Consider the following 12,790-nt stretch of genomic DNA (forward strand, 5'->3'; position numbering starts at 1 on the left):
GTCATCCGTTCTGAGCGCGGCCGAACCACGGGCCGCGGGCAGGCGCGAGCATGAAGTCGAGCGTGCGGTCGAGGCGGACCGCGGACGTCGCCGCGAACACGTCGGGGATCTCGTCGACCGCGAACCATGCGACCTCGAGCGACTCGTCGTCCGCGGCGTGAGCGCGCTGTGCCGACTCGGCGTCGACCGGACGGCACACGAAGCACAGGTCGAGGTACTGAGACTCGTCGCCGTTCGGATAGCGCAGCCTCTCCGTGACCGTCACCGCCGCGAGCGCCTCGACCACGACGTCGACGCCCGTCTCCTCCCGCACCTCGCGCACGATCCCGACGGCCGGCTCCTCACCCGGGTCGAGAATGCCGCTGAGCAGTGCCCACTCGCCGGAGTCGGCACGTCGACCCAGCAGGATCTGGCCGCCGTCGTCGTCGAGCACCACCGCCGTCACGCCCGGGAGCCAGAGCAGGTCGGTCCCGATGCGGGTACGGAGCGCGGCGACGTACGGAGGGATCGGCACGCCTCGAGCGTACGAGGTCCGCGCCGGGAGGTGGAGGACCCGCGGGTACGGTGTCGCCCATGGACCCCTTCGACCCGCGCGACCTGCGGGCCAGCGATCCTGACCGCGAACGCATCGCCGACATCCTGCGCGACGCGGCCAGCGAGGGCCGGCTCGAGCCGGACGAGCTCGGGGAGCGCCTCGACCAGACGTACCAGGCGAAGACGTTCCGAGACCTCGAGGCACTCGTGGCCGACCTGCCGACCGACACGCCGTTGCCGTCACCGGCCGCCGCGGCGGGGCCGGCTCAGGTGCAGGGCGAGCTCACGCTCACGGCGATGCTCAGCGACGTCAAGCGTTCGGGGTCATGGACGGTCCCGCCGCGGATCACCGTCTCGCCAGCGATGGGCAACGTCAAGCTCGACTTCCGTGAGGCCCGCTGCCCGCACCGCGTCGTTGAGATCGAGGTCAAGGGCGGCACCGGCAACCTCGTCCTGATCCCGCCGCCGGGATGGGTCGTCGATGTCGACGACCTGCGCAGCGGGTGGGGGACGATCAAGAACAAGCGCGGCGGCGATCCCGCGCCCGACGGCGTCCTGATCAGAGTCACCGGCGGCATCGGGATGGGGACCCTGGTCGCACGCAACGCCTACTTCTACGAGAAGGGCTGATCGGCGACGACGCGGAACCGCTCCAGCACCACCAGCGTCTCGTCGTCGACCCGGAAGTCGGGGTCACCCAGGAACGCCCGCATGTCAGATCCGTTCCAGAAGCCCTCGTGGCTTGCGCGCCACTGAGCGAGCGTCTCGTCGCCCTCCCCCTCGTCGAGCGCATGGCGCAGGTCCACCTCGCCGAGCGGCACGATGCGCAGGTCGGTGGTCTCGACGACGCACAGCGTCTCACCGGCAGAGTCGATGACCCGCCAGCGCTCACCGACCGCGGGCATCCCCTCCGGCTCACCGGCCGGCTCCGCACCCGCCTCTGCGAAGAGCTCGACCACCAACGACGTCGTGGTCGTCTTCGCACCGGACAGCACGAGCCCTGCCAACCGGTCACGCAGCGGACCGGGGAACGCGAACTCCAACGGCGGCAACGCTTCGACGGGCAGATCCTGGCGTACGGGGACCCCGGCCACCACCGCCGTACCGATCTCGTCGTCGTGGTCGGCCACGTGCGCGTGCAGCCCGTGGCGGGCCAGCGCCAGCGCCGTCCACGGGACCTGAGACGTGCTCGTCTCGATGAGGGCGTGGCCACCCGGTGCGAGCCACTCCGGGGCCTCGGCGGCGAGCCGCCGGTGCACGTCGACACCATCGACTCCACCGTCGAGCGCGACGAGCGGCTCGTGGTCGCGCGCCTCGGGCGGCATCCACGCGATCGCCTCGGTCGGGACGTACGGGGCGTTGACCGCGATCACGTCGATGCTGCCGCGCAGATCGTCGGGGAGCGCGTCGTACAGGTCGCCCTCGAAGACATCCTCGGGCCGGAGGTTGCGGCGCGCGTACGCGACCGCAGCCGGCTCGATGTCGGCGGCCACGACCCGGACGTCCGGGCGCAGCTGCGCAACGACCGCGCCGACGGCACCGGAGCCGCAGCACAGGTCGAGCACCCTCCCGCCCTCGGCCGTCAGCGCGGCGGCACGGCGGGCGAGGGCCTCCGTCCGCACCCGCGGGACGAACACGCCGGGGCCGACGAGGATGCGCAGCCCGCCGAACTCCGCCCAGCCGACGACGTGCTCGAGCGGCTCACCCGCGAGGCGACGCTCCGTCCACTCCTCGAGCTCGACCGGGCTGGACGCCGAGGCGGTGAGGATGCGCGCCTCGTCCTCGGCGAACACCGAGCCGACAGCACGCAGACGCGCGACGAGGTCGTCGCCAACCGAGTTCATCCACCGATCCTCCCAGCAGCTCAGACGAGGACGCGAGCGGCACCGTCGAGGACGTCACGCACCGCAGGCTCGGTGGGCGCGCGGTCGAGCATCGTCGCAGCGACGAAGTCGGCGGCGAGGGACTCGAACCGACCTCGACGGCGGAGCATCCCGTGGGTCCCACCCTCCACCAGCACGAGGCCCGCCTGGGCGGACCGCCGCAACGCATCGACGACCCGTTCTGCGCGGCCGAGGTCGGAGACGTGGTCCTCGGTCCCGTGGACGACCATGAGGTGACGCCCCCGAGGATCGACCTTCGTTCCGTCGTCGGCGTAGACCCATGGGGCAAGAGCGACGACCGAGTGGACCGACGGTTCGCCAGCCGAGAGCAGCGCCGCGCGCCCTCCCAACGAGTGCCCGACGAGCCCGACAGGAACGCCCTCGTGGCGGTCCCGGATCTCCCCGAGCCCCCACCGGACGTCGTCGAGCGGGCTCTGACCCTCGACCCATCCACGGTGGGAGTTCAGGAGGCGGTAGACCGCGAGGGTTCCGTGGCCGACCCGCGCGAGCCGCCAGGCCACGGGGACCATCCGCACCACCGACGGCTGGAAGCGGCTGACGACCGCGCCGTCCTCGCGGCTGCCGCCGCCGTGGAGCACCAGCACGGCTCCGGTCGCAGAGCGCGGGACACGGACCGGAAGGAGGCGCGCGGGCATGTCACCGACGGTAGTGCGTACGCCGCGACGTGCGCCGTTCCGCGAGTACGGTCACCGCATGCCGTTCGACATCCGTGATGCGACCAGCGCCGACGCCCCCGCATGCGCCGCGATCTACGCTCCGTACGTCCGCGACACGGCGATCACCTTCGAGACCGAGCCGCCGACCGTCACCGGGATGGCCTCACGCATCGCGGCCGCGCAACAACGCCACGCGTGGCTGGTGCTGTGCGAGGGCGGCGAGGTGACCGGCTACGCGTACGGCACGGAGTTCAAGTCCCGTGCGGCGTACGCGTGGTCGTGCGAGGTGAGCGTCTACCTCGCCCAGGGTCACCAGCCGCGCTCGGGCGCCGGACGCGCGCTTTACGAGGCGCTGCTGCCACGGCTCGCCGGCCGCGGGTTCCGCACGCTGCTCGCCGGGATCACGCTGCCGAACGCCGCGAGCCTCGGGCTGCACTCCGCGCTCGGGTTCCAGCCGGTCGGCACGCTGCGCAAGATCGGCTTGAAGCACAACGCGTGGCACGACGTCGCCTGGATGCAGCGGTCGGTCGGCGACGACTCAGGCGTTCCGGTGGGCGCAGAGGTCTAGCCTCATGCCCCGAGCCCGGTCTTGACGGCGAGAGCGATGACGACGGCGCCGCCGAGGAGCGCCGTCGCCCGCTGCCCGGTCGGCCCGGTGAGGATCCGGCCGAGCGACGCGCCTGCCCCGGCGACGAACAGCTGCCAGCTCACGGACGCAAGGAAGGCACCTGCGACGAACGCGGCCCGCTCGGGCAGGGTGTCGAACGAGCCGAACGACGACCCGGCGACGAGCGCGGCGAAGTAGACGACGGTCGCCGGGTTGATGATCGTGAGTCCGAGGACGACCACGTACGCACGGCGGGCCGTCGTCAACGACGTGTCCGCTGCCGCTGTGCGCGCGGGGGCGGACCGCAGTGCGGGAAGGGCGAGCGCCACACCGACGCCGGCGAGCACGACCACCGAGATCCAGGTCAGCGGCGTCTGCACGGCCACGATCACCGGCGCCATGACCGCGCCGATTGTCAGGGCGACCGTCGCGTACAGGCCGTCGGCCGTCGCGACGCCCAGACCTCCCGCCGCGGCGACCCGCCAACCGTGCCGAGCGCCGAGCATCACCAGGTAGGTCGTGATGGCGCCGACCGGGATCGCGATCGCGTACCCGGCGGCAGCACCTGCGACGAAGGACCCGAACACCCATGCATGATCGCCCGCAGCCGCCGGTCTCATCAAACCGATATCGCGAGGCGGGGTGGTGCTAGGCCCACCCACCTCGGGGCGTCAGCACCCTCGTCTCGGACGCATGCCGTTTCTAACGTCGAGGAAAGGGCACATGTGGTGCTCACCGACCTCACGGAACGAGCCTCCCATGAGCATGAGCAGCATCCAGACTGCCCTGGCCCCGACCACCACCTCCGACCGCTACACCGGACGATTCTCCGAGCTCCTCGCCGAGGTGCGCGCGCGCGGACTGCTGAGGCGACGGCGAGGCTGGTACGGCCTCCAGATCGCGCTCGCGGTCGGCGCGTTCGTCGGCCTGTGGGTGGCGTTCTTCGCCCTCGGCACCTCGTGGTGGCAGCTCGCCGTCGCAGCCGCGATGGGGGTGGTGCTCACCCAGTTCGGGTTCTTGGGACACGACGCCGCGCACCGGCAGATCTTTGCGTCGGCGTCGGCCAACGCATGGGCGGCGCGCCTCCTCTCGGGCCCCTTCGCCGGTCTCAGCTACGGCTGGTGGCGCGCGAAGCACAACAAGCACCACAAGGGACCGAACCAAGAAGAGGTCGATCCTGACATCGCTCCCGGCGCCCTCGCGTTCACGCCGGCGATCGTGCAGCAGCGACGCAGCGCGTTCGGGCGATGGTTCGCCGACCACCAGGGCTGGCTCTTCTTCCCGTTGCTCACGCTCGAGGGGCTCAATCTTCACTACGCGAGCGTCCGTTCGACCATGGATCGCACGTCGCGGCAGCCGTGGCGACGGCTCGAGCTCACGCTGATCGCCACACGCCTCGTCGGGTACGTCGCCGTACTGCTGATCGTCCTCCCGCTCGGGATGGCCGCCGCGTTCTTCGCGGTGCAGATGGCGGTCTTCGGGGTGTCGCTCGGGATGTCCTTCGCACCGAACCACAAGGGCATGCCGATCGTGCCGCGCGACATGCGTCTCGACTTCCTGCGCCGCCAGGTGCTCGTGTCGCGCAACGTGCGCGGTGGGCCGGTGACCGACGTGATGATGGGCGGCCTGAACTATCAGATCGAGCACCACCTGTTCCCGAGCATGGCGCGACCGCACCTCAAGAAGGCGCAGCCGATCGTCCGTGCGTACTGCGAGCGGAACGGCATCCCGTACACGGAGGCCGGGCTGCTGGAGTCGTACGGGATCGTCGTCGACTACCTCAACCACGTCGGTCTGCGCGCCCGTGACCCGTTCGACTGCCCGCTCGCCGCGCAGCTGCGCGCACCGTCATGAGCTGACCGGTTTGCCCGGGCTGCGCCGCGTGACGCAGTAGACCCGCCCGTACGGGTCACGCAGCGTGACCCACCAGCTCGAGCGCCACAGCTCCTCGGCGCCGAGCGCGAGGTGGCGCTCGACCTCGGCATCGACAGCGCCACCGGCGCCGAGGTCGAGGTGGGCCGTGACGGGGCGGCCGGGCGGGGTGTCGTCGAGGCGTTGGAGGAGGATCCCGAGCGGCATCGCGGCGGGCCGCGGCAGCCGCATGAACTCCGGGCTGTCCACGTCGCGCAACGTCCAGCCGGTGAGCGCCGCCCAGAACGCGCACTCGACGTCGTACGCGTCCGCCGGGATGTCGAGCGCCACCTGGTCGACGGCGCTCGTGTGGCCGGCGGGCCACCTCGGCAGTGGCGGGACGACGTGCTGATCCTCGTACGGGACGAGGCAGAACGGCATCCCACCCGGGGATGCAAGGACCACGTACGAGTCCGGCTCGGCCACGACCGTCGCGCCGAGAGACACCGCCTCGGGCGTCGCGGCACCTGGGTCGTCGACGTGCAGGTCGAGGTGGAGACGCGCCTCGACGTCGCCGACCACCTGGAACCGGAGCGCGGCGTCCCCCTCGGGCGGCAGCAGCGTACGGAACTCGTCGTGCTCGCCCCGAGGCACCGAGGCGTGGGTGCCGCTCACCGCCTCCCAGTACGCCAGCGCGCCGGGAGCGGTGGCAGCGGGCTGGTCGAGGTAGGCCGTGATCCAGCGCAAGGTGACGGACATGCGTGCCATTGTGCCGACCGGCGCCGACGGCGTCGCGCGAGTAGTCTCGGCGGCGATGGTCACGTGGGCCGCATTCCAGGACGAGGCGCCGCGCATCGCCGAGGTCTTCACCCGGCGGCACGCGGCGACCGGCAACCTGTGCATGCTCGCGACGCTGCGCTCCGACGGCTTCCCGCGGATCAGCCCGATGGAACCGACGCTCTTCGAGGACCACCTGGTGCTCGTCGGCATGCCCGGGACGACGAAGTTCCGTGACCTCGCCCGCGACCCTCGGTTCTGCCTCCATACCGCCACCACGGACCCCATGCTCGGAGAGGGCGACGCCAAGCTCTGGGGCCGTGTCACGAACCTCCAGGCCCCCGACCTCCACGCCCGCTTCGCCGCCGACCTGTTCGAGAAGACGGGGATGGACCTGCGGGGGCAGGTGTTCGACCCGTTCTACGTCGCCGACCTCACGGGTGCGTCGTCAGCAGCGGCCGGCGACGACCGGCTGGAGATCACCATCTGGAAGCCCAGCGAGGGCGAGCGGGTCGAGTACAAGACCTAGCGTCGCGGCAGCCGCAGCTCCACGTCGTCGAGACCGACCTCGTGACCGTCGGCGCACCGCACCTCGACGTCGACGGGCGCGCCGCAGTCGTGGTGGGCCAGCTCGAGGATGGTCTCGCTCGGCAGGTGCTTGCGCCCCCACTGGAACAGCGCCCACACGACGGGGACCAAGTCACGTCCGGCGTCGGTGAGGACGTACTCCTTGCGCGTGCGCTGCCCCTCCTCGCGGTAGTCGCGCTGCTCGAGCAGCCCCGCCTCGACGAGTGCCGACAGCCGGGTCGCCGTCGCCGCGCGCGTCATGCCGACGCGCTCGGCGAAGTCGTCGAACCGCGTCGTGCCGTAGTAAGCCTCGCGCATCACGAGCATCGCCGTGCGGGTCCCGACGACCTCGACGGCCTTCTCGATCGCGCAGTGGCCGACGGCACTCCACGCATCGCGGTCACTGAGCACTCCCTTGAGGATCACCTGGCCATCGTCGCACCGGATCTAGGTCTGTTCAACTGAACCCAGCGGTGCTAGCGTGCAACTGAGTTCACAAAACTAGACTCAGACGCCTGGAGGCCTCGCATGTCCGCACCGCTCCGCACCGCCGTCATCGTCGACGCCGTCCGTACGCCGGTCGCCAAGGGCAAACCGACCGGGGCGTACGCCTCGGTCCACCCCGTCGACCTTCACGCCCACGTCCTGCGCACGCTCGTCGAGCGCACCGGACTCGATCCGGCTGCCGTCGACGACGTCATCACCGGCACCGTCGGCCAGGTCGGCGAGCAGAGCGGCAATACCGCCCGCTGGGCCGTGCTCGCTGCCGGGTTCCCCGAGTCCGTCCCCGCCGTGACCGTCGACCGCCAGTGCGGCAGCAGCCAGCAGGCCCTGCACTTCGCCGCGCAGGGCGTGATGAGCGGCGCGTACGACATCGCCATCGCGTCGGGCGTGGAGTCGATGAGCCACATCCCGATCGGCAGCCAGACTCTGGGACGCGACTTCGTCGGGACCGAAGTCGCCGACCGGTACCCGTCCGGGCTGATCCCGCAGGGCATCAGCGCGGAGCTGATCGCGCAGAAGTGGGGGCTGAGCCGCACCCAGCTCGACGCCTTCTCGGCCCAGAGCCACCACCGTGCCGCGCAGGCCCACGACCACGGGCTGTTCGCCGCCGAGCTCGCTCCCGTGAAGGTGACCCGCGAGGACGGGTCGGTGCACGAGGTCTTCGACGACGAGACGGTCCGCCCGGGGACGTCCGTCGAGACACTGGCGGGCCTGCGTCTGGCGTTCAAGGACGACTACTGGGCGCAGCGCTTTCCCGACCTCGACTTCTTGGTCACCGCCGGCAACTCCTCACCGGTCAACGATGGCGCTGCCGCGCTCCTGGTCACGAGCGAGGAGGCGGCCGCTCGGCTAGGGCTGACGCCACGGGCCCGCCTGCACGCGTTCGCGGTCACGGGCGACGACCCGGTCATGATGCTCACGGGCATCATCCCGGCGACCGCCAAGGTGCTGGCGCGCGCCGGACTCTCGATCGGCGACATCGACGCGTTCGAGGTCAACGAGGCGTTCGCGAGCGTCGTCCTCGCCTGGCTCGCCGAGACCGGCGCCGATCCAGCAAAGGTCAACGTCAACGGCGGCGCGCTCTCGATCGGGCACCCGCTCGGCGCCAGCGGTGCCCGCCTCACGACGACGCTGCTGTCGGTGCTCGAGCAGCGCGGTGGCCGATACGGCATGCAGGTCATGTGCGAGGCGGGCGGGCTCGCGAACGCCACGGTGTTCGAGCGCCTGTGACCGTAGCGACCGCTACGGCTTGCTGAACTCCTCGATGAGCACGGGATACTGCTCCGCACCGTGCCCTGCGGCGATCGCACGCTCGGCCATCGCCTGGATCAGCCTCGGAAGCTCGGCGTTCACGCCCAGCGCCTCGCTCTCCCCGACGAGGTGGGCCATCGCCCGCGCATCGGTCTCCAGCACCGAGACCTCGGCAGGGAAGGAGCTGCGGTCGATCTGCTCGGCATAGCCCGGCAACCACTGCGCGACCTCGACGGCGATCTGCTGGGCGAAGGGGGCGAACGTCGCGGCGTCGACCCCGGCCGTCTTGAGCATGGCCGTCCCGTGGAGCCAGGCGTTCAGGATGCTCCACATCATGGCGAGGCCGGCGACGTCGTACAAGGCGGCGAGGCCTGGGTCCGCGCCGAGGTGCGTCGTGGTTCCGAGCACGTCGAGCGTCGATCTGTGTGCTTCGAAGTCGGACGGCGACCCGCTGAGCAGGATCACCGCGTCGGCGGACCCGATCGCCGGAGGGACGGCCATGAGGGCGCCGTCCAGGTAGCGTGCGCCGCGCTGCTCTGCCCATCGAGCGACCTTCCGAGCCTGGGCGGAGTCGCCGGAGGTGAAGTTGACCAGCGTCGTACCGTCCAGCCCTCCGTCATCCTGACCGAGCAGCTCACGGACCGCTTCGTCGTCGGTGACGCACAGGATGGTCAGGGCATTCGCTCCGAGGGCGTCGCCCACGGTGGGCGCCGACCGTGCACCCCGCGCCACCAGCCCTTCGGCCTTGGCCGCCGTACGGTTCCACACGGTGACGGGATGCCCGGCCTCCAGGAAGGTGCTGGCGAGCGCCTGGCCCATCAGCCCCAGGCCGATCACGGTCACGGACTTCTCGGTGTCTGCGTTCATGGAAGAATCGTCAACCTTGATATCGGTGTGAAGGTCAAGGAGCGTCGATGCTGATCGGTGAGCTGAGCCGGCGGACGGGCGTCAACGCCCACCAGCTGCGCTACTACGAGACACAGGGCCTCCTCGAGGCCGAGCGCGGGTCCAACGGATATCGGGCGTACGACGAGGGCGCCGTGCTGCGGGTGACGCAGATCCGACACCTGCTCGGTGCGGGCCTCTCGTCCGACGACATCGCCTACCTGCTGCCGTGCGCGACCGGTGAGGCGCCGGACCTCACCGGGTGTCCGGAGCTGCTGACCGCGATGCGCACACGCCTCGAACGGCTTGATGCCCAGATGAGCAAGATCGCTCACTCTCGCGAGGCGCTCGCCGACTACATCGACGCGGCTGAGAGGTCGGGCCACGAACGCCCTCCGGCGTGGGACTGCGACGACGACGTGCTCGCGTCGGCCTGACCCACCCGCAACCTCAGGACATCCGTCCTCGCTCAGCCTGTGCGGCGAGCACTCGTGTCGCCTCGCGTTCATACGCGGCGCCCATCGCGTCCCACGCTCGGACCGCCGCGTCGAGCGTCGCCTCATCGCCGTCGCGTCGACCACGGACCCGGAGCACGCCGGCGGCGACCCACCGGTGGTGCGGGGCGTACCGCTCCGCGCGCTCCAGCAGCCGGTCACTGTCCGGACTGTCCAGGACGACGGCCAGCTCGGCTGCCATCACGGCGGCATAGCCGTCGAACCTGCCAGGCACGAACGACGCGGACACCTCAGCAAGCGCACGCTCCAGGTGGTCACCCTCTGCGAGCGCGACGCGCGCCCGTACGAAGGCCGCCCACGGCGCGAGGTTCGGCGACTGGTCGAGCCGTGTCGGAGCGGCGACCTGCCGCGCCCGCTCCCACCACAGGTCGTACGCGTCCGGGTCGCCGCGCAGCCCTGCCGCGAGCACGGCACCGAGGAGCGGGCCCGCGAGCGACGCGTTCTGGTAGCGCCGTGTCTCGACGACGTTCGCCCACACGTCGACAGCCATGAGCTCGGCGCCGTCGAAGTCTCCGGCGAGTGCTAGCGGAGCGATCGCACTGCCCTTCGCCCAGCACGGGTGCGGCTCGAGCGTCGGGTTCTCGGTGCCCCGACGGGTGGCGGCGAGCGCCACCTCGAGCCCTCCGGTCGCGACCGCGTACGCCGTCACGGAGCGCAGCGCGTCGACCACCTCGATCGCACCTCGGGGGTCACGTTCCGCCGACGCCGCCGTGACCAGCTCGAGGCGCTCGGAAGAGAGCCGGAGCGACTCGTCGGGACGACCGGACAACGCCGCCGCGGTGGACGACGCGTCGAGCGCGGCGCTGAGGACCAGGACGTCTCCGTCGGCGCGCGCGGTGGCGACTGCCTCGGCCGCCGCCGCGGGCACGACGTGCTGGTGGTCGGCCCCCGAGGTCCACGCACGCGCGGTGGCCAAGGACGCGCGCGCCACCTCCGTGTCTCCCGAGAGGGCCTCGGCCTCTGCCAGCAGGGACTCCAACCTCGCAGGGTCGGGGTCCGTAGCGAAGCCGCCCCCACGGAACCGCTCCGCGACAGTGACAGCCGACGCCAGGGCGACTGCTGCAACCTCCGGATCCTCGCCCCGGGCGGCGTCGGCCGCGTCCAGCAGGAGCCGGTAGGCCTCCCTCGCGTCGGAGACGAGGTGGACGCAGGCAGCGGCATCGGTCAGGTCGGCCGCCGCCTCACGGCCCCGCGCCGCAAGGCCGGCGGCCGTGCGGAAGTGTCGTCCTGCCTCGGCGACGAACCCGCGGGCGTAGGCGAGCGTGGCCACGTCGCGTGCGAGACCGTGCGCTCTGGGATCGCCGTGTCCCATCCCCGGCACGCAGGAGCGCAGGTCGTCCATGACGGCGTCGACATCCGTCGCCCACGCAGCGAGGGTCGCTGCGGCGTACGGGCGTCGCTCGACGAGGTCCCGAGCGCGCGCACGGGCCCACACGGCGTAGCGGTCACGGGTCTCCCCCACGCTCTTCGACGACGCAAGGCGCTCACGGGCCAGCTCGCGGACGCCGACGGGCAAGGACCAGCGGTCGGTGCCGTCCACACCGGGCGTACGGCGTACGAGGCTCTTGTCAGCGAGGCGCCCGAGCAGGTCGGCGGCACCGGCGCGCCCCTCGTCCGGCAGGAGCGCGGCGGCCGCGTCCAGGTCGAACGCGCCCGCGAACACCGCCACGGTGTGCAGCGCCGCGCGCTCGTCGTCGGCGAGCGCGGCGTGGCTCCACTCGACCACCGCGCGCAGCGACCGGTGCCGACGGTCGGCGGGGCGACCCAGGGTGAGCAGCCGGAGGACGTCGTCGAGTCCCGCCTCGACCCCGGCCAGCCCCAACGAGGCGACGCGCGCCGCCGCCAGCTCGATCGCCAGCGGTGATCCGTCGAGGCGCCGGCACAGCTCGCCGGCAGCGACCTCCGGCAGCGTCACGGCGGGGTCCACGGCCGACGCGCGCTCGACGAACAGGGCCGCGGCCTCGTCGTCAGGGAGGGGTGCGAGGAGGAAGACGGCCTCCCCCGGGACCCCGAGCCGTTCACGACTGGTGACGAGGACGTGCAGATCAGGGACGGCGTCGGCGAGGTGGGCGACCAGCCTCGCCACGTCGTCCGGCACGTGCTCGGCGTTGTCGAGGACCAGCAGCGTCCGCCCTCTCAGGCCGGCGGCGAGCGCGTCGGCCAGGCTGACCTGCGGGCGTTGGGAGACACCCAGGACCGCAGCGACCGTCGCGTCGACGGCTCCTTCGGCGGCCGGCACCAGGTCGACGAACGCACCGCCCGACGCGAACCACGCCCGCGAACGGTCCGCCACGGCCACGGCGACCCGCGTCTTGCCGGCACCTCCGGGTCCGAGGAGGGTCGTGATCCGGCTCTCCGCAACGAGCCGGGTGACGGCGTCGACCTCGGCCGTACGCCCGACCAGGGACGTCCGTGGACGCGGCAGTCCGACCAGCTCGCCGGCGGCAGCGCGCGCCTGCGTTCCTGTCGAGGCCCCGGCGGCCCACGCAGCGAGCTCGCGACGATCATGCGCTCCGAGCTTGCGCAGCAGCGACGAGACGTGGCTCTCGACGGTGCGGACGGACAGGTGCAGCCGGCGTGCGATCTCGGCGTTGGTCAGGTGCTCGGCCACGGCGCCCAGGACGTCCCGCTCCCGCGGGGAGACGGCGTCGCCGCGCAGATCTGGCACCCGCTCAGTATGCCGTCCACAGAGGGAAGACCCGTGCCGATTCCGTGGCGGCTCCGTGCTCGGCACGGATC

At 71.8% G+C, this 12,790-nt stretch carries 14 protein-coding genes; 6 read left to right on the forward strand and 8 right to left on the reverse strand.

The window, feature by feature from the left end; genetic code table 11:
- Position 1 precedes the first annotated feature (1 nt).
- Positions 2-514 (reverse strand): NUDIX domain-containing protein, encoded by a 513-nt coding sequence (locus tag HCT63_RS00640; protein WP_167000597.1) that lies wholly within the window; start codon positions 512-514, stop codon positions 2-4.
- 59 nt (positions 515-573) lie between these two features.
- Here HCT63_RS00640 and HCT63_RS00645 point away from each other — a divergent pair, with 59 nt between their 5' ends.
- A complete protein-coding gene (locus HCT63_RS00645) occupies positions 574-1,164 on the forward strand; it encodes a DUF1707 domain-containing protein (protein WP_167000599.1) in 591 nt (196 codons plus the stop codon).
- Here HCT63_RS00645 and HCT63_RS20320 read toward each other — a convergent pair.
- Positions 1,149-2,378 carry a putative protein N(5)-glutamine methyltransferase gene (locus HCT63_RS20320; protein ID WP_243842824.1) on the reverse strand — a complete coding sequence of 410 codons (1,230 nt, stop codon included), beginning with the start codon at positions 2,376-2,378 and terminating at the stop codon, positions 1,149-1,151. The genes HCT63_RS00645 and HCT63_RS20320 overlap by 16 nt on opposite strands.
- 20 nt (positions 2,379-2,398) lie before the next feature.
- On the reverse strand, positions 2,399-3,073 hold the full coding sequence (locus HCT63_RS00660) for an alpha/beta hydrolase (RefSeq protein WP_167000600.1): 675 nt from the start codon (positions 3,071-3,073) through the stop codon (positions 2,399-2,401).
- Here HCT63_RS00660 and HCT63_RS00665 point away from each other — a divergent pair.
- Positions 3,072-3,662, forward strand: coding sequence for a GNAT family N-acetyltransferase (locus tag HCT63_RS00665; protein WP_243842825.1), 591 nt, complete (start codon positions 3,072-3,074; stop codon positions 3,660-3,662). The two genes, HCT63_RS00660 and HCT63_RS00665, sit on opposite strands and share 2 nt — an antisense overlap.
- 2 nt (positions 3,663-3,664) lie before the next feature.
- Here the strand turns inward: HCT63_RS00665 and HCT63_RS00670 are convergent, their stop codons facing one another.
- On the reverse strand, positions 3,665-4,288 hold the full coding sequence (locus HCT63_RS00670) for a LysE family transporter (protein WP_243842826.1): 624 nt from the start codon (positions 4,286-4,288) through the stop codon (positions 3,665-3,667).
- 172 nt (positions 4,289-4,460) lie between these two features.
- On the opposite strand from HCT63_RS00670, the gene HCT63_RS00675 reads away from it, so the two are divergent.
- On the forward strand, positions 4,461-5,555 hold the full coding sequence (locus HCT63_RS00675) for an acyl-CoA desaturase (RefSeq protein WP_167000604.1): 1,095 nt from the start codon (positions 4,461-4,463) through the stop codon (positions 5,553-5,555).
- Here HCT63_RS00675 and HCT63_RS00680 read toward each other — a convergent pair.
- The gene (locus HCT63_RS00680) at positions 5,550-6,311 is read right to left on the reverse strand and encodes a VOC family protein (RefSeq protein WP_167000605.1); all 762 of its coding nucleotides are present in this window, start codon (positions 6,309-6,311) and stop codon (positions 5,550-5,552) included. The two genes, HCT63_RS00675 and HCT63_RS00680, sit on opposite strands and share 6 nt — an antisense overlap.
- On the opposite strand from HCT63_RS00680, the gene HCT63_RS00685 reads away from it, so the two are divergent.
- Positions 6,310-6,858 (forward strand): pyridoxamine 5'-phosphate oxidase family protein, encoded by a 549-nt coding sequence (locus HCT63_RS00685; protein ID WP_208322206.1) that lies wholly within the window; start codon positions 6,310-6,312, stop codon positions 6,856-6,858. The genes HCT63_RS00680 and HCT63_RS00685 overlap by 2 nt on opposite strands.
- Here the strand turns inward: HCT63_RS00685 and HCT63_RS00690 are convergent.
- A complete protein-coding gene (locus HCT63_RS00690) occupies positions 6,855-7,322 on the reverse strand; it encodes a helix-turn-helix domain-containing protein (protein ID WP_243842827.1) in 468 nt (155 codons plus the stop codon). The genes HCT63_RS00685 and HCT63_RS00690 overlap by 4 nt on opposite strands.
- A gap of 102 nt (positions 7,323-7,424) precedes the next feature.
- Between HCT63_RS00690 and HCT63_RS00695 the strand changes: the two genes are divergently transcribed.
- Complete coding sequence (locus HCT63_RS00695) at positions 7,425-8,630, forward strand: thiolase family protein (RefSeq protein WP_167000606.1); 1,206 nt, start codon at positions 7,425-7,427, stop codon at positions 8,628-8,630.
- Between the two features lie 12 nt (positions 8,631-8,642).
- Here the strand turns inward: HCT63_RS00695 and HCT63_RS00700 are convergent, their stop codons facing one another.
- The gene (locus tag HCT63_RS00700) at positions 8,643-9,518 is read right to left on the reverse strand and encodes an NAD(P)-binding domain-containing protein (protein ID WP_167000608.1); all 876 of its coding nucleotides are present in this window, start codon (positions 9,516-9,518) and stop codon (positions 8,643-8,645) included.
- A 47-nt stretch (positions 9,519-9,565) separates the two neighbouring features.
- On the opposite strand from HCT63_RS00700, the gene HCT63_RS00705 reads away from it, so the two are divergent.
- Positions 9,566-9,973: a MerR family transcriptional regulator gene (locus HCT63_RS00705; RefSeq protein ID WP_167000610.1), complete on the forward strand. Its 408-nt coding sequence runs from the start codon at positions 9,566-9,568 to the stop codon at positions 9,971-9,973.
- A 13-nt stretch (positions 9,974-9,986) separates the two neighbouring features.
- Here HCT63_RS00705 and HCT63_RS20175 read toward each other — a convergent pair whose 3' ends face one another.
- The gene (locus tag HCT63_RS20175; protein WP_208322207.1) at positions 9,987-12,719 is read right to left on the reverse strand and encodes a LuxR C-terminal-related transcriptional regulator; all 2,733 of its coding nucleotides are present in this window, start codon (positions 12,717-12,719) and stop codon (positions 9,987-9,989) included.
- Positions 12,720-12,790: the final 71 nt, after the last annotated feature.

This window comes from Mumia sp. ZJ430, from assembly GCF_011751845.1.
GTDB lineage: Bacteria > Actinomycetota > Actinomycetes > Propionibacteriales > Nocardioidaceae > Mumia.